The 16,587-nt window shown below is 50.1% G+C and carries 14 protein-coding genes; 9 read left to right on the plus strand and 5 right to left on the minus strand.

The genetic code is table 11. The features are described from left to right. The first annotated feature begins 121 nt into the window (after positions 1-121). Entirely contained in the window at positions 122-1,021 is a 900-nt protein-coding gene (metF, locus tag JK198_RS12120) for a methylenetetrahydrofolate reductase (protein WP_212710604.1), read from the plus strand. Positions 1,022-1,089: 68 nt separating this feature from the next. Here metF and ppc read toward each other — a convergent pair whose 3' ends face one another. Next, entirely contained in the window at positions 1,090-3,741 is a 2,652-nt protein-coding gene (ppc, locus tag JK198_RS12125) for a phosphoenolpyruvate carboxylase (protein WP_212710603.1), read from the minus strand. A 227-nt stretch (positions 3,742-3,968) separates the two neighbouring features. Then, positions 3,969-5,117, minus strand: a complete 1,149-nt coding sequence (gene argE, locus JK198_RS12130) for an acetylornithine deacetylase (protein WP_212707985.1) — start codon at positions 5,115-5,117, stop codon at positions 3,969-3,971. Positions 5,118-5,283: 166 nt separating this feature from the next. Between argE and argC the strand changes: the two genes are divergently transcribed. The 4 genes from argC (at position 5,284) to argH (ending at position 9,782) form a co-directional block, all read left to right on the plus strand. Beyond that, positions 5,284-6,288 (plus strand): N-acetyl-gamma-glutamyl-phosphate reductase, encoded by a 1,005-nt coding sequence (argC, locus tag JK198_RS12135; RefSeq protein ID WP_212707984.1) that lies wholly within the window; start codon positions 5,284-5,286, stop codon positions 6,286-6,288. Between the two features lie 14 nt (positions 6,289-6,302). Beyond that, the gene (argB, locus tag JK198_RS12140) at positions 6,303-7,079 is read left to right on the plus strand and encodes an acetylglutamate kinase (protein ID WP_212707983.1); all 777 of its coding nucleotides are present in this window, start codon (positions 6,303-6,305) and stop codon (positions 7,077-7,079) included. A 28-nt stretch (positions 7,080-7,107) separates the two neighbouring features. Continuing rightward, on the plus strand, positions 7,108-8,319 hold the full coding sequence (locus JK198_RS12145; protein ID WP_212707982.1) for an argininosuccinate synthase: 1,212 nt from the start codon (positions 7,108-7,110) through the stop codon (positions 8,317-8,319). An 89-nt stretch (positions 8,320-8,408) separates the two neighbouring features. After that, entirely contained in the window at positions 8,409-9,782 is a 1,374-nt protein-coding gene (gene argH, locus JK198_RS12150; protein ID WP_212707981.1) for an argininosuccinate lyase, read from the plus strand. A gap of 59 nt (positions 9,783-9,841) precedes the next feature. On the opposite strand, the gene JK198_RS12155 is transcribed toward argH, so the two are convergent. Beyond that, complete coding sequence (locus JK198_RS12155; protein ID WP_212707980.1) at positions 9,842-10,576, minus strand: redoxin family protein; 735 nt, start codon at positions 10,574-10,576, stop codon at positions 9,842-9,844. Between the two features lie 146 nt (positions 10,577-10,722). Between JK198_RS12155 and oxyR the strand changes: the two genes are divergently transcribed. Beyond that, on the plus strand, positions 10,723-11,628 hold the full coding sequence (gene oxyR / locus JK198_RS12160) for a DNA-binding transcriptional regulator OxyR (protein WP_212707979.1): 906 nt from the start codon (positions 10,723-10,725) through the stop codon (positions 11,626-11,628). Here oxyR and sthA read toward each other — a convergent pair. Continuing rightward, the gene (gene sthA, locus JK198_RS12165) at positions 11,620-13,020 is read right to left on the minus strand and encodes a Si-specific NAD(P)(+) transhydrogenase (protein WP_212707978.1); all 1,401 of its coding nucleotides are present in this window, start codon (positions 13,018-13,020) and stop codon (positions 11,620-11,622) included. The genes oxyR and sthA overlap by 9 nt on opposite strands. A gap of 194 nt (positions 13,021-13,214) precedes the next feature. Here sthA and fabR point away from each other — a divergent pair, with 194 nt between their 5' ends. Together fabR and JK198_RS12175 are read left to right on the plus strand one after the other, a co-directional pair. Continuing rightward, entirely contained in the window at positions 13,215-13,871 is a 657-nt protein-coding gene (gene fabR / locus JK198_RS12170; RefSeq protein ID WP_212710615.1) for an HTH-type transcriptional repressor FabR, read from the plus strand. Between the two features lie 4 nt (positions 13,872-13,875). Next, positions 13,876-14,220 (plus strand): YijD family membrane protein, encoded by a 345-nt coding sequence (locus tag JK198_RS12175; protein ID WP_212710602.1) that lies wholly within the window; start codon positions 13,876-13,878, stop codon positions 14,218-14,220. Positions 14,221-14,271: 51 nt separating this feature from the next. On the opposite strand, the gene trmA is transcribed toward JK198_RS12175, so the two are convergent. Continuing rightward, on the minus strand, positions 14,272-15,372 hold the full coding sequence (gene trmA / locus JK198_RS12180; RefSeq protein WP_212707975.1) for a tRNA (uridine(54)-C5)-methyltransferase TrmA: 1,101 nt from the start codon (positions 15,370-15,372) through the stop codon (positions 14,272-14,274). 210 nt (positions 15,373-15,582) lie between these two features. Here trmA and murI point away from each other — a divergent pair, with 210 nt between their 5' ends. Then, positions 15,583-16,425: a glutamate racemase gene (murI, locus tag JK198_RS12185; RefSeq protein ID WP_212710601.1), complete on the plus strand. Its 843-nt coding sequence runs from the start codon at positions 15,583-15,585 to the stop codon at positions 16,423-16,425. The last annotated feature ends 162 nt before the right edge of the window (positions 16,426-16,587 follow it).

Genomic DNA, 16,587 nt, shown 5'->3' on the forward strand with positions numbered 1-16,587 from the left:
CAGCATAACATGCTGATAATTCAGTTGACCCTGCTGTCTGAATTCGTCAACTTAAGCATCCAGACGTCTAAACGTTTAGATGTTCAAATTTGACAGCAGCGGTGATTGAAGAGGTGACAGGATGAGTTTCTTTCATGCCAATCAGCACGAGGCGCTTAATCAAAGTCTTGCTGAATTAAACGGACGCATTAATGTCTCTTTTGAGTTTTTTCCTCCACGAAGCCGGGAAATGGAAGATATTCTGTGGCGCTCTATTGAGCGTCTGCGTAACCTGAATCCCGCTTTTGTCTCCGTAACCTATGGTGCGAATTCCGGAGAGCGTGCGCGAACCCACAGTGTTATTAAAGGGATAAAAGAGCGTACCGGACTGGAAGCCGCACCTCACCTGACGTGTATCGATACTGATAGCCATGAACTACGGAAAATTGCGCAGGATTACTGGGATAATGGTATCCGCCATATTGTGGCGTTACGCGGGGATTTGCCTTGTGCCGGCCAGAAACCCGCCATGTATGCTGCCGATCTGGTCGCACTGCTGAAAGATGTCGGTGACTTTGATATTTCGGTGGCTGCTTATCCTGAAGTCCACCCTGAATCAAAAAGCGCCCAGGCCGACTTACTCAGCCTGAAACGTAAAGTCGATGCCGGGGCTGACCGGGCCATCACCCAGTTTTTTTTCGATGTGGAAAGTTATCTGCGTTTCCGTGACCGTTGTGCGGCTGCAGGCATTGACGTGGAAATTGTTCCCGGGATCTTACCGGTCAGTAATTTTAAACAGCTGCAGCGCTTTGCCACCCTCACCAATATCCGTGTACCGCACTGGATGAGCAGAATGTTTGACGGGCTTGATGACGATGCTGAAACTCGTAAGCTGGTCGGAGCGAACATTGCGATGGACATGGTAAAAATTCTCTCCCATGAGGGAGTGAAAGATTTCCATTTTTATACACTGAACCGTGCGGAAATGAGTTATGCCATTTGCCATACGCTGGGCGTACGGCCGCAAATGACGCACCAGTGAGGGGATCTATCCGGCAGGGCAACGCGGGCACCCTTGCCGGGTTATTATCTGAAAGCCTGTGGGTTATATCAGCCAGTATTACGCATTCCTGCCGCAATCCCGGCAATTGTCACCATCAGGGCCTGTTCAACCGACGGATCCGCCGGTTCGCCTGCGGCTTCTGCGGCCCGTGAACGGTGCAGTAATTCTGCCTGCAATACATTCAGGGGATCCGTATACACGTTACGTAACGCAATCGATTCTGCAATCCATGGCTGATCTGCCATCAGATGTGCATCGTTGGAGATAGTCAGTACCGTTTTAATATCTTTCTCCAGTTGCTCACGCAGCTGTTTACCCAGTGGCCAGAGTGACGGGTCAACCAGTCGCTGATCATAATATTCAGCCAGCCATAAATCAGCTTTGGCAAACACCATCTCCAGCATACCGATGCGGGTTGAGAAAAACGGCCAGTCACGGCACATAGCTTCCAGCGCATTTTGCTGACCTTTGGCCATGGCGTTTTGCAGGGCGGCACCTGCTCCCAGCCATGCCGGCAGCATCAGGCGGTTTTGCGTCCATGCGAAAATCCACGGGATCGCCCGTAATGATTCAACACCACCGGTCGGACGGCGTTTCGCGGGCCGGGAACCCAGAGGCAATTTACCCAGTTCCTGCTCCGGGGTTGCTGCACGAAAATAGGCAACGAAGCCCGGGTGTTCCCTGACATAATCACGATACATTGCACAGGAATCTTCTGACAGCTGATCCATAATGTTCTGCCATTCCGGTTTCGGTTCCGGCGGAGGCAGCAGGTTGGCTTCCAGAATGGCTCCGGTGTACAGAGACAGGCTGGCAATAGTGACCTCCGGCAATCCGAATTTGAAACGGATCATTTCCCCCTGTTCAGTCACGCGCAGGCCACCTTTCAGGCTGCCCGGAGGTTGTGATAGTAAAGCTGCCTGGGCAGGCGCCCCGCCCCGGCCGATAGAACCACCGCGGCCATGGAACAGGGTTAAGGCTATACCGGCTTTTTCGCAGGTTTTAATCAGCGCATCCTGTGCCTGATACTGCGCCCAGCTGGCGGCCATTACCCCGGCATCTTTGGCAGAATCAGAATAACCAATCATCACCATCTGTTTGCCCTGGATAAATCCGCGATACCAGTCGATGTTTAGCAGCTGAGTCATTACATCATTGGCATTATTCAGGTCATCAAGGGTTTCGAAAAGTGGTGCCACCGGCAGTGCGTAGCGGATACCGGCTTCCTTCAGCAGCAGGTGAACCGCCAGAACATCGGAAGGTGTTTTAGCCATCGAAATGACGTAAGCAGCAATCGAACCCTGTGGAACCTCAGCAGCTACACGACAGGTTTCCAGAACCTCGCGGGTCTCCTCGCTGGCTTCCCATTGCTGCGGCAACAGTGGACGTTTGGAGTTGAGTTCGCGGATAAGGAAAGCCTGTTTATCTGTTTCTGACCAGCTTTCGTAATCACCTAATCCCAGATAGCGGGTAATCTCTGCCAGTGCTTCCGTATGGCGGGTGCTTTCCTGACGCAAATCAATACGTACCAGTGGTACGCCGAAACACTTAATCCGGCGCAGTGTATCCAGTAACTGACCATTAGCGATAATTCCCATACCGCATTGTTGTAAGGACTGATAAATAGCGAATAACGGGTCCCACAGTTGATCGTTGGTCACCAGTAAATCTGTCGGGCGGCCCGGATAATCACCTTTCAGACGGCGTTCCAGGTAAGCCTGGGTATTGATCAGCTGGCTGCGGATACGTTTCAGAATCACCCGGTAAGGTTCCAGTGCTTGCGGATCGCCACACAACGTTCTGACCTCATCACTACAGACTGACATGGATAGCTCGGAAATCAGCACTCCGATATCACGTAAGAACATATCTGCGGCTTTCCAGCGGCTTAGCTGAATAACATGTCGGGTGACCGGGGCGGTAACATTCGGGTTGCCATCACGATCCCCTCCCATCCATGAAGTAAACGTTACCGGGACAAAATCGACCGGCAATCGAATGCCAAAGGTTTCCTCTGCCTGCTCATTCAGCTCACGCAGAAATGCCGGAACGCCGTCCCACAGGCTGTTCTCTACGACGGCAAACCCCCATTTTGCCTCATCTACCGGTGTCGGACGCACTTTACGTATTTCGTCCGTATGCCAGGCCTGGGCGACTAACTGGCGTAAGCGACGCATAATGCTGTTACGTTCATGATCCGTCAGATCGGCATGATCCAGTTGTTGCAGGCAGCTGTTCACTTCAACCAGTTTATGGATCAAGGTACGGCGGGTAATTTCGGTCGGATGCGCGGTCAGGACCAGTTCGATAGATAACGATTCAATAGCCTGCAGGATGTCAGATTCTGATAATTTTTTTTGCTGTTTTAGCCGTTCAAAAGCCTGTTTCAGCAGTTCCGGGTTATTAGCCCCCTGGGACTGGTGGGAAATCGTCTGATATTGCTCGGCGACATTGGTCAGATTCAGAAACTGGCTGAACGCTCTGGCGACGGGTAATAATTCATCATTAGATAAGTTTTGCAGGGTCGAAAGCAACGCCTGACGATCGGAATCATGTCCGGCACGGGATGACTTGGAAAGCTTACGTATCCTTTCCACCTTGTCGAGAATATTTGCCCCTGACGCATCCTTCACTGTATCCCCGAGCAGTTTACCCAGCATACTGACGTTACTTCGCATTGCAGAATATTGTTCGTTCATGTGGCCCTGACACCCTATGCTATTTATGTGAGTTTGTTACCCGTCCTGCATAACCCTGTCTTTTATCTAGCCATGTAACGTACGATTCGTCAAATGACTTGATCGTGATCACATACATCCCAACTTATTGAATTTAATAAAATTTGAAAAACAGGCTATTTAATAAGTTATTCTTATAAAAAGGGAAATATCACCGGGCAGTGAATAATAACTGCCCGGCGGAAAGGTCACTGGCAAAAATGATGAACGACACGTTCGATTAACTGACGGGTAGGGTTGATAAATGCTGTGTCGAGATATTCATCTGGCTGATGGGCCTGCTCAATAGAACCGGGCCCCAGTACCAGGGTAGGGCATAGCTGTTGGATAAAAGGGGCTTCGGTACAATAGTTAACAATTTCTGTGTCGGTCCCCAGCAGTTTTTCAATGACCGCGACCAGTCCGTGATGACGGGGACATTCATAGCCCGGAATGGGCGGATGCAGATCACTGATTGTCAGCCGGCCCGGCCAGCGCTCACTGACCGGTGCCAGACTTTCCAGCAGTAATTCATGTAAATCAGGCAGTGCCATGCCGGGCAATGGGCGCAGGTCCATATGCAGTTCGCAACAGGCACAGATCCGGTTCGGAGAATCTCCGCCATGAATTGCTCCGAAGTTCATGGTCGGATAAGGAATGACAAAGCCGTCATGGTGATATTTCTCTTTCAGTGTGTTACGCAGGCCAGTCAGGTGCCCGATGGCATCATGCATCAGTTCAATCGCATTGACACCCCGCTCAGGATCACTGGAATGCCCCGATTGTCCCTGAATACGGATAGCTTTTGACAGATGCCCTTTATGCGCCCTTACCGGTTTCAGAGACGTCGGTTCACCGATAATCGCACAATCAGGTCGCAGGCTGGTGGTACGTGCGAAATAGCTGGCCCCTGCCATAGTGGTTTCTTCGTCAGCGGTAGCCAGAATATACAGCGGTTTTTTCAGCCGTGTAATATCCACATCACGCAGGGTATCGAGAATAAAAGCAAAAAATCCTTTCATATCTGCGGTACCCAGCCCGTATAGCTTATTGTCCCGCTCTGTCAGCGTAAAAGGGTCCTGTGACCAGCGCCCGTCATCAAAGGGGACAGTATCCGTGTGGCCTGCCAGCATCAGTCCGCCTGAACCCTTACCGGCACGGGCCAGCAGGTTAAATTTATTGCGTGTTTCCGGCACAGGCTGCACTTCCGTATGGAAACCCAGATCGCGAAACCACCCGGCCAGCAGATTAATCAGCGCCTCATTACTCTGATCCAGCGCGGGTTCTGTCGTACTGACCGACGGTGTGGCAATTAACTGACGATAAAGCTCAATAAAAGGCGGTAATTTTATCTTCACTGTTGACGGTCCTTGCGTTAGGATGTGTCAATATTCATGCATTAATTATGAATAAAAATACATTATGGCCTGAAGTATGTGAACTATTTTTGCTCACGAAGGCAATCCGTAAGGCGGTAGATACCGTCAGCTGAAATATAGACTTACGTATAAGGTACACAGCCTGATGCTGAACACGCTGATTGTAGGCGCCAGTGGTTATGCCGGTGTTGAACTGGTGACTTACCTGAATCGCCATCCGCATATAAACATAACCGGAATAGCCGTCTCCGCGCAAAGCCCGGATGCAGGAAAACTCTTGTCTGATCTGCATCCGCAGTTAAAAGGACAGACAGACCTGCGACTACAGCCATTGACCGATGTGGCTGAACTGGCGAACGGTACTGACGTGGTCTTTCTGGCAACGGCACATGAAGTCAGCCATGATCTGGCCCCGCAATTCCTGGCACAGGGGTGTGTGGTATTCGATTTATCAGGCGCCTGGCGGGTTAATAGTGCTGAATTTTATACCCGCTATTACGGATTCACACATCAGCACCCGGAGTTGCTGAAAAAAGCTGTCTACGGACTCGCAGAATGGCAGCAGGATAATCTCCGCCAGGCCGGGTTAATTGCGGTACCCGGCTGCTACCCGACAGCAGCTCAGCTGGCCATTAAACCCTTACTGGATGCCGGTTTGCTTAATACCGCACACTGGCCAGTGATTAATGCTACCAGCGGGGTCAGCGGGGCCGGACGTAAAGCTTCCCTGAACACCAGTGTGTGTGAAGTCAGTTTACAGCCCTACGGCCTGTTTACTCACCGCCATCAGCCGGAAATTGCCGAACATTTAGGGATTCCGGTGATCTTTACTCCTCAGTTGGGGAATTTCCCGCGGGGTATTCTGGCCACCATTACCTGCCGGTTAACTGCAGGTATCACTGCACAGGATGTGGCAAAAGCATTCCATGATGCCTATGACGATAAACCGCTGGTACGTTTGTACGACACTGGCGTCCCGGCCCTGAAGTCCGTCGTAGGCCTGCCATTCTGTGATATTGGTTTCGCCGTTCAGGGTGAGCACCTGATTATCGTCAGCGCGGAAGATAACCTGCTTAAAGGGGCCTCTTCTCAGGCTGTGCAATGCATGAATATACGTTTCGGCTACCCTGAAACACTTTCTCTGCTTTAAGGATGAACATCATCATGACAAAGCCATTGATCATTAAACTGGGGGGTGTTTTGCTGGATAGCGAAGAAGCCCTGGACCGTTTATTTGACGCATTACTCGCTTACCGTAATAGTCACCAGCGCCCGCTGCTTATTGTTCATGGCGGGGGATGCCTGGTCGATGAACTGATGAAAAAACTGGCGCTGCCGGTCAGTAAAAAAAATGGTTTGCGGGTCACTCCGGCAGATCAGATCGATATTATTACCGGAGCCCTGGCGGGCACAGCGAATAAAACATTGCTGGCCCGGGCTAAAAAATATGGCATCAACGCGGTTGGCCTGTCACTGGGTGATGGCGGTATTGTGAATGTTGCACAATTTGATGATGAACTGGGGCATGTCGGGCAGGCAAGCCCGGGAAACCCTGCTCTGGTGACGACGTTACTGGATGCCGGTTATTTACCGGTGATCAGCTCTATTGGGATCACCGATGAAGGGTTATTAATGAATGTGAACGCTGACCAGGCGGCAACAGCACTGGCTGCAACCCTGGGCGCAGATCTGGTATTACTGTCTGATGTCAGCGGTATTCTGGATGGTAAAGGACAGCGGATTGCCGAAATGACGGCTCAGCATGCGGAAACGCTCATCGGCAGGGGAATCATCACCGATGGCATGATCGTTAAAGTTCATGCTGCGCTGGATGCTGCGAAAACTCTCGGACGACCGGTAGATATTGCCAGCTGGCGTAATGCAGAGCAGCTCCCTGACTTATTTAACGGTGTACCAATCGGTACCCGGATTCTGGCTTAACGACAAAGACTGATTCAAGGATTATAAGATGCAAACTCAAGGCATAAAAAAAATCGTATTGGCGTATTCCGGCGGGCTTGATACCTCTGCGATTATTCCATGGCTGAAAGAGAACTATGGTTGTGAAGTGGTTGCCTTTGTTGCCAATGTCGGCCAGGACCCTGCCGATCTGGCCGGGGTGGAAGAAAAGGCCCTGCAGTCGGGTGCATCTGAATGCCATGTAGTCGATCTGCGTGAAGAATTTATCAGCGACTATGTTTATCCTGTGCTGCAAACTGGCGCGCTGTATGAAGGGACCTATTTGCTGGGTACCTCAATGGCCCGGCCGATCATTGCCAGGGCTCAGGTTGAACTGGCACTGAAAGTGGGCGCTGATGCATTGTGTCATGGTGCCACCGGTAAAGGTAACGATCAGGTACGTTTTGAAAGCACTTACACTGCCCTGGCACCGCAGCTTAAAGTGGTTGCTCCGTGGCGTGAGTGGGATCTGCGTTCCCGTGAAGCACTGCTTGACTACCTGAAAGAACGTAATATTCCGACGACAGCCACTCTCGAAAAAATTTACAGTCGTGATGAAAATGCATGGCATATTTCAACCGAAGGTGGTGTGCTGGAAAGTCCGTGGAATGCACCAAATAAAGATTGCTGGGTCTGGACTGTTGATCCGCAGGACGCGCCAGATCAGCCGGAAGAAGTCTCGGTGACTGTCGAGAAAGGGCGTATTGTTGCTGTTAACGGTGAGGCACTTTCCCCGTTCGGCTGCCTGGATGTTCTGAACGCGCTGGGCGCAAAACATGGCGTCGGACGTATCGATATTGTTGAGAACCGTCTGGTCGGTATGAAATCCCGTGGTTGTTATGAAACACCGGGCGGGACGATTATGGTGAATGCTCTGCGTGCTGTTGAGCAGCTGGTACTGGATCGTGACAGCTATAAATGGCGTGAGCAGCTGGGCCTGGAAATGTCGTATGTCGTGTATGACGGACGCTGGTTTACCCCGGTCCGTAAATCCTTACAGGCATCTTCTGAGTCACTGGCAGAAACCGTGAATGGTGAGGTTGTACTGCAGTTGTATAAAGGTCAGGTGACTGCTATCCGTAAAAAATCGCAGAACAGCCTGTACTCAGAAGAATTCGCTACCTTTGGCGAAGACGAAGTTTATGACCATAGCCATGCGGGTGGTTTTATCCGTCTGTACTCACTGTCATCACGTATCCGTGCACTGAAAGAGCAGAAGTAACCTTCCGTCTCATTCAGCCGTAATACCGGACCAGGGCGGCGGCTATGCCGCCTTGTTTTTAAGAATAACCGATTATAGGAAGTATCAGTATGGCACTGTGGGGCGGACGTTTTACTCAGGCAGCAGACCAGCGATTTAAACAATTTAATGATTCACTGCGTTTTGATTACCGGCTTGCGGAACAGGATATTACCGGCTCCGTTGCCTGGTCTAAAGCGCTGGTTACCGTGGGCGTACTGAGCCAGGAAGAACAACAACAACTGGAACAGGCTCTGCAGGCTCTGCTGAATGATGTCCGGGCGAACCCTGAGCAGATTCTGCAAAGTGATGCTGAAGATATCCATAGCTGGGTTGAAGGACAGCTGATTGATAAGGTGGGTGCGCTGGGTAAAAAACTGCACACCGGCCGTAGCCGTAATGACCAGGTTGCTACAGATCTTAAATTATGGTGTAAAACGATGATCACTGAGCTGCTGGCGGCAACCCGTCAGCTTCAGCAGGATCTGGTTGCCACCGCCGAAGTTAACCAGGATGCCGTTATGCCGGGTTATACCCACCTGCAGCGTGCACAACCGGTAACTTTTGCGCACTGGTGTCTGGCATATACAGAAATGCTGGCCCGTGATGAAAGCCGTCTGCAGGATGCGCTGAAGCGTCTTGATGTCAGTCCGCTGGGCTGCGGGGCCCTTGCCGGTACGGCATATGAAATTGACCGTGAACAGCTGGCCGGCTGGCTTGGTTTTGCCTCTGCTACCCGTAACAGTCTGGATTCGGTGTCTGACCGTGACCATGTGCTGGAACTGCTTTCCGATGCATCGATCGGCATGGTCCATTTATCGCGTTTCGCCGAAGATCTTATCTTCTTCAACTCCGGTGAAGCAGGCTTTGTCGAATTAGCGGATAAAGTCACTTCCGGTTCTTCCCTGATGCCACAGAAGAAAAACCCGGATGCACTGGAGCTTATCCGCGGTAAATGCGGTCGTGTTCAGGGCGCCTTAACCGGGATGATGATGACTCTGAAAGGATTACCGCTCGCCTACAATAAAGATATGCAGGAAGATAAAGAAGGCTTGTTCGATGCGCTCGACACCTGGCTGGACTGTCTGCATATGGCCGGGCTGGTACTGGAAGGGATTCAGGTGAAACGTCCCCGTTGCCAGGAAGCCGCTGAACAGGGATATGCTAACTCCACGGAATTAGCCGATTACCTGGTGGCAAAGGGGGTTCCTTTCCGTGAGGCACACCATATTGTCGGCGAAGCCGTTGTTGCTGCGATTGGTAAAGGGGTCGCTCTGGAAGCATTGTCGCTGGATCAACTCCGTACTTTCAGCCCGGTGATTGGTGAAGATGTGTATCCGGTATTATCGTTACAATCCTGTCTGGATAAACGTAATGCCCGTGGTGGTGTTGCTCCGGCACAGGTCGCTTTAGCTATCCATGAAGCAAAACAACGTCTTACCTGATAACAAACAGCGGACCGGGGTCCGCTGTTTTATTGTCTGCCTGGCCGGGGGTATGCCGGTCAGCTTCTCAGGAAGTACTGTTCCAGGTCATCACTGCCACCAATATGGCGACCGCCAATAAAGACCTGTGGTACCGTGGCTCTGCCAGTGATTGCCCGCAGGCTGACAGTTGTCGCATCCTGACCTAAAATGATTTCTTCATACTGAATTCCGCGCTCCTGCAGCATCTGTTTAGCCCTGGTGCAGAACTGGCAGCCTGGTTTGGTAAACAGTGAGACGGATTCCTGTAATTTTACTTCCGGGGCCAGATACCGCAGCATGGTGTCTGCATCAGAGACTTCAAACGGGTCACCGGGTTTGTTGGGTTCAACAAACATTTTCTCAACGTGACCGTTACGTACCAGCATGGAATAACGCCATGAGCGTGCACCAAAGCCAAGGTCTTCTTTCCCGACCAGCATATCCATGCCACGGGTGAAATCACCATTACCATCCGGAATAAAAGTGATATTTTCTGCATGCTGATCGGCTTTCCATGCATTCATCACGAACGCATCATTAACGGAGATACATAAAATCTCATCCACACCATGTTGCGAAAATACGCTGTACAGCTCGTTATAGCGGGGTAAATGACTCGATGAGCAGGTGGGGGTAAATGCACCGGGCAGTGAAAATACAATTACTGTTTTATCTTTAAACAAGTCAGCAGTAGTCATATCTACCCATTTATCGCCCTGACGGGTATGGAAAGTAACTTCGGGTACGGTGCGACCTTCGTAACTGTTTGACATATTGGCTCCTGTCCTACGCCATATGGCGTTAAATAAAAGATGTTTGTTATCAGTTGAGATGATTATGACGATCTCAGCTTGATAGGGCTAATCGTTGATTGCTATGCTATCTATCGTCACTAGCTATCACAGACTGAAGGAAATCAATGAATATTCGCGACCTTGAGTACCTGGTATCATTGGCAGAACATCGCCACTTTCGACGTGCGGCAGATGCCTGCCATGTCAGCCAGCCGACGCTGAGCGGGCAAATCCGTAAACTGGAAGATGAGCTGGGCGTGATGCTACTGGAACGCACCAGCCGTAAGGTATTGTTTACTCAGGCCGGTTTATTACTGGTGGACCAGGCTCGTACTGTTTTACGGGAAGTCAAAGTGCTGAAGGAAATGGCCAGCCAGCAGGGCGAAACAATGTCCGGGCCATTACATATCGGTTTGATCCCTACCGTCAGCCCCTATTTACTGCCACAAATTGTGCCTATGCTGCATAAAACATTTCCCCGGCTGGAAATGTATCTGCATGAAGCACAGACTCAGCAATTGCTGGCTCAGCTGGATAACGGACAACTGGATTGCGCAATTATGGCTCTGGTTAAAGAGACAGAAGCCTTTATTGAAGTGCCGTTGTTTGATGAACCGATGAAACTGGCGGTATATTCCGATCATCCCTGGCATAACCGTGAGCGGGTACCCATGTCTGACCTGGCCGGTGAAAAGTTACTGATGTTGCAGGACGGACATTGTTTGCGCGACCATGCACTGGGCTTCTGCTTCTCTGCCGGAGCCGACGAAGATACCCATTTCCGCGCGACCAGTCTGGAAACGCTGCGAAATATGGTTGCTGCCGGAAGCGGAATCACTCTGATGCCTTCGCTGGCAGTGCCTGCTGAACGTGAACGGGATGGTGTTTGTTATATTACCTGCGATAAACCAGTACCACAGCGAACGATTGCACTGGTTTACCGTCCGGGTTCTCCTCTGCGCAGCCGCTACGAGCAGCTGGCAGAAACCATCAGTGCGCATATGGTTGCGTCAGGACAGATCTCAAAATAAACGGTTAAGGCCATTTAATGCCGCGACACGATAGGCCTCGGCCATAGTCGGATAGTTAAAGGTGGTATTTACAAAGTACTCAATAGTATTACCACCGTTCTTTTGCTCCATAATGGCCTGCCCGATATGGATAATTTCTGCCGCCCGTTCTCCGAAGCAATGAATACCCAGAATCTCTTTGGTATCCCGGTGGAATAAAATTTTCAGGCTGCCAATATTCATCCCGACGATTTGGGCACGGGCGAGGTGTTTAAATTGTGCCCGTCCTACTTCATAAGGGACTTTCATTGCTGTCAGTTGCTGCTCGGTTTTGCCGACGGAGCTGATTTCCGGAATGGTATAAATACCGGTCGGAATATCCTCAACCAGATGGGCGGTCGCTTCACCTTTAATCATCGCCAGTGCGGCAATACGGCCCTGGTCGTAAGCGGCGGAGGCCAGGCTGGGGTAGCCGATAACATCACCCACCGCAAAAATATGAGGCTGTGCGGTCTGGTACATATTATTAACTTTAAGCAGACCGCGGCTGTCGGCTTCCAGCCCGGCATTCTCCAGCGACAGTGAATCCGTATTTCCGGTACGGCCATTAGCATACAGCAGACAGTCTGCTTTCACTTTTTTACCGGATTTTAAATGGACGATGACGCCGTCGTCATTTCCTTCCACTTCTTCAAACTCTTCGTTATGGCGGATAACCACACCACTATTCCAGAAGTGATAAGAAAGAGAGTCTGACATCTCCTGATCGAGGAACGCCAGCAGACGGTCACGGGTATTGATCAGGTCGACCTTTACGCCCAGTCCGCGGAAGACAGAAGCATATTCACAGCCAATCACACCGGCACCATAAATAATGACGTGTGAAGGTTCGTGGCGTAAATCGAGGATCGAGTCGGAGTCATAAATACGGGGATGTGAAAAATCAACGTTGTCAGGATGATAAGGGCGTGAACCGCAGGCAATAACAAATTTACCGGCTGTCAGCCTCTCACGTGTACCGTCAGGCAATACAACTTCAATGGTATGAGCATCGACGAAGTTCGCATCACCCTGAAATATTTCACAGTGATTGCGTTCGTAAAAACCCTGGCGCATGGTTGTTTGCTGCTGAATAACATTTTCTGTATGTTTCAGAATGTCTGAAAATGAAGAACGTAACAGGCGTGAATGATCGCTGTATAACGGGTTTTGATTAAATTCGATGATTCGGCTGACAGCGTGTCGCAAAGCCTTTGACGGAATCGTTCCCCAATGGGTACAGCCGCCACCGATATTATGATAACGCTCAATAACCGCTACATGAGCTCCCTGTTTCACCAGCCCCATAGCAGCACCTTCACCGCCGGGACCGGAACCAATGACAATGGCATCGTAATCGTAAGACTTTTGCATACCCGTACGCCCTATTTTCATAAACATTTTAACAACCTAAATATAACATTTTAGTCATTCTGTCTGAACGCTAATCGTGTTATTTCTTGTTTCCGTGTTTAATGAACAGGTTAACAGGCGTTCACAAAGTTTGCCCCACTGTACGCTGATAATTTTGATATAGTGCCAACATAAAGTGTAAAAAGGCAGAGATGATGGGCGTCAGAGCACAACAAAAAGAACGTACAAGACGTACTCTTATTGAAGCAGCGTTCAGTCAGCTAAGTGCAGAACGCAGTTTCACCAGCCTGAGCTTACGTGAAGTTGCCCGTGAAGCAGGTATTGCACCGACTTCGTTTTACCGTCATTTCAAAGATGTGGATGAGCTTGGCCTGACTATGGTTGATGAAAGCGGGTTAATGCTGCGCCAGTTAATGCGTCAGGCGCGGCAACGAATCGCTAAAGGCGGTAGCATCATCAAAACCTCGGTCTCTACTTTTATGGAATTTATTGGTAATAACCCGAACGCCTTTCGTTTGTTACTGCGCGAACGTTCAGGGACTTCTGCTGCTTTTCGTGCCGCGGTCGCCAGAGAAATTCAGCACTTTATCGCCGAACTTGCCGACTATCTGGAATTAGAAAACCATATGCCGCGCAGTTTCACCGAAGCTCAGGCAGAAGCAATGGTCACTATTGTTTTCAGCGCAGGGGCTGAAGCGGTCGATGTAGATGCAGAACAGCGGCGAAAGCTGGAAGATCGTCTGGTACTGCAATTACGCATGATCTCTAAGGGCGCTTATTACTGGTACCGCAGGGAGCAGGAAAGGCTGGCATCAGCTACCGAACACTCAGAACATGACGTAAACAGGTAATAATATGACTGAACAAAACACGCGTGATAAAGGCACCCTGATTCTGGCCTTTATTGCCGGTCTGTCAATTAATGGTAGTTTTTCTGCTTTATTTACTGACGGCGTCCCGTTTTCCTTTTTCCCTCTCATCTCGCTGGCGCTTTCTGTGTGGTATCTGCATCAGCGCTATCTGAACAGAAGTATGCCGGAAGGCACGCCTTCGCTGTCAGGAGGATTTTTTCTGCTAGGAATACTGGTCTGCAGTGCGGTAATCCGTACCAGGTACCCGCAAATCGGTTCTGATTTTCTACCGGTACTTTTAATGGTCTGTCTGGTTTTCTGGATTTTTAGCCGTTTTCGCCGTCGCTGATTTTACTAACATTACCGCCCATAAGAAGGGCAGTAACAGTTAGCCACAGATTTATTTACGGCGCAGCAGCACACCACATTCCATATGGTGGGTGTAAGGGAATTGATCGAACAATGCCAGACGTTCTACGTGGTGCGTGGTGCTCAGTGTTTCCAGGTTTTCGCTCAGGGTCTGTGGATTACAGGAGATATACAGAATAGCCGGATAAGCCTGAACCATTTTGAGTGTCTCACTGTCCAGACCGCTGCGCGGGGGATCAACAAAAATCGTTTCACAGTCATAGTCTTTAAGCTCGATACCCTGCAAACGGTTAAAAGAACGCACCCCTTGCATGGCCTGGGTAAACTCTTCTGCCGACATCCGGATAATCTGCACATTATCAATATTATTCGCGGCAATATTGTATTGTGCAGACTCTACTGAGGGTTTGGCTATTTCGGTGGCCAGTACGCGGCGGAAATTTCTTGCCAGCGCTAACGAAAAGTTTCCGTTACCACAGTAGAGTTCCAGTAAGTCTCCTTTAGCGCCACGGGTAGCCGCCAATGCCCACTCCAGCATCTTTACATTTATTGCTGCATTAGGTTGCGTAAAGCTGTTTTCCACCTGGCGATAAATCATTTCTCTGCCGTCCACGGTCAGGACTTCATCAACATAGTCGTGATCCAGGCAAATTTTTGTCTTTGTTGCGCGGCCGATGAACTGGACGTTAAATCCCCGGGCCCGCAGACTGTCACGCAGCAGAGATATTTCTGTCTGCCATACATCATCTATTTTCCGATGGTATAAAAGAGAGATAATGATTTCCCGGCTGCAGGTCGACAAATAATCGATCTGAAACAGTTTATGGCGTAATACAGGGTTATCACGTAATGCCTCTATCATCAGTGGCATCATGGTATTAATCAGTTCACTGGCGGCAGGAAAGCTGTCTACCCGGATTCGCTGGCGGGTCTGCTGATCAAAAATAATATGGTACAGATCATCTCCCTGATGCCAGATACGAAATTCTGCACGCATACGGTAATGGCTGACAGGCGAGCGAAATACTTCGGCATCAGGTGCATTAAACGGCGCCATCATAGCGCTTAAGCGATTAACTTTTTCCGCCAGCTGGTCGTCATAGTCTTCAACGGGGAGATGTTCCGGGGTCATAATGAATCCTGGTTGTTGGGTATCAGGCGGCGATTGTAGGGATTCCGGCGCTGATGTCCAGCATCGGATCATCGGGGCGTATGACTCCTTTACCGGGCGGTTGTCGGGATAATTGTGAGCGCAGCTGATTTCCTGCGAAGCCGTCCGGCCCCGCAGAACGGTATCGTGATAGAATAAATTATCCGTTTACTGATAACGATGAGACAGTGTATGGCGACAGTTGTTCAGGATGAGTTAATGCCTTCTGCCACTGCTGAGGGGCGGCCGGCGATCCTGGTCTTTGATTCCGGGGTTGGTGGCCTTTCGGTATATGATGAAATCAGGCAGCTATTGCCTGATGCACACTATATATATGTATTTGATAATGTCGGATTCCCGTACGGGGAGAAAACAGAGCATTATATTGTTGAACGCGTTAAGGCGATTACTGCAGCGATTACCCGCGACTATACTGTCTCTATTGCTGTCGTTGCCTGTAATACTGCAAGCACGGTCTCTTTACCTGCACTCCGTGAAGCATTTGATTTCCCGGTCGTAGGTGTTGTCCCGGCGATAAAACCTGCAGCACGCCTGACCCGTAACGGTATTGTCGGGCTGCTTGCAACACGCGGTACGGTAAAACGGCCTTATACCCACCAGTTAGTCCGGCAGTTCGCTAAAGAATGCCATATAGAAATGCTGGGTTCTGCTGAGCTGGTAGTCCTGGCCGAACAAAAACTACAGGGTGACGCAGTATCACTGAGTGACGTACGGAAAATTATCCGGCCGTGGCTTAAGCTACCCGAACCTCCGGATACGGTGGTGCTGGGCTGTACTCACTTCCCGTTACTAAAGGAAGAATTGCAGTCAGTATTACCTGAAGGCACCAGACTGGTGGATTCAGGTGCCGCAATTGCCAGAAGAACGGCATGGCTGTTACAGCAACAACCGGTAAAAACCTGTTCTTCTGTTGCGGATATTGCGTTTTGTACTGCAATGACCGTGGAAACTGAGCGTTTATTGCCCGTTTTACAACGCTATGGCCTGCTTTCGCTGAAAATACTCGCAATTTAGTGATGAAATGAGTAAAAACCCGCCAGTCAGTAATTAATTTAAAATAAACCCTTGCCAGAAAAAATTAACTCCCTATAATGCGCATCCACTGACACGGCAAAGCGCGATGCGCAGCGGCGTGACAGGGACCGAAGCGATTCGGTCCGGAGAAAAAATCACGAA

The sequence above is a fragment of the Tatumella sp. JGM91 genome (genome assembly GCF_018257575.1).
Taxonomy (GTDB): domain Bacteria; phylum Pseudomonadota; class Gammaproteobacteria; order Enterobacterales; family Enterobacteriaceae; genus Tatumella; species Tatumella punctata.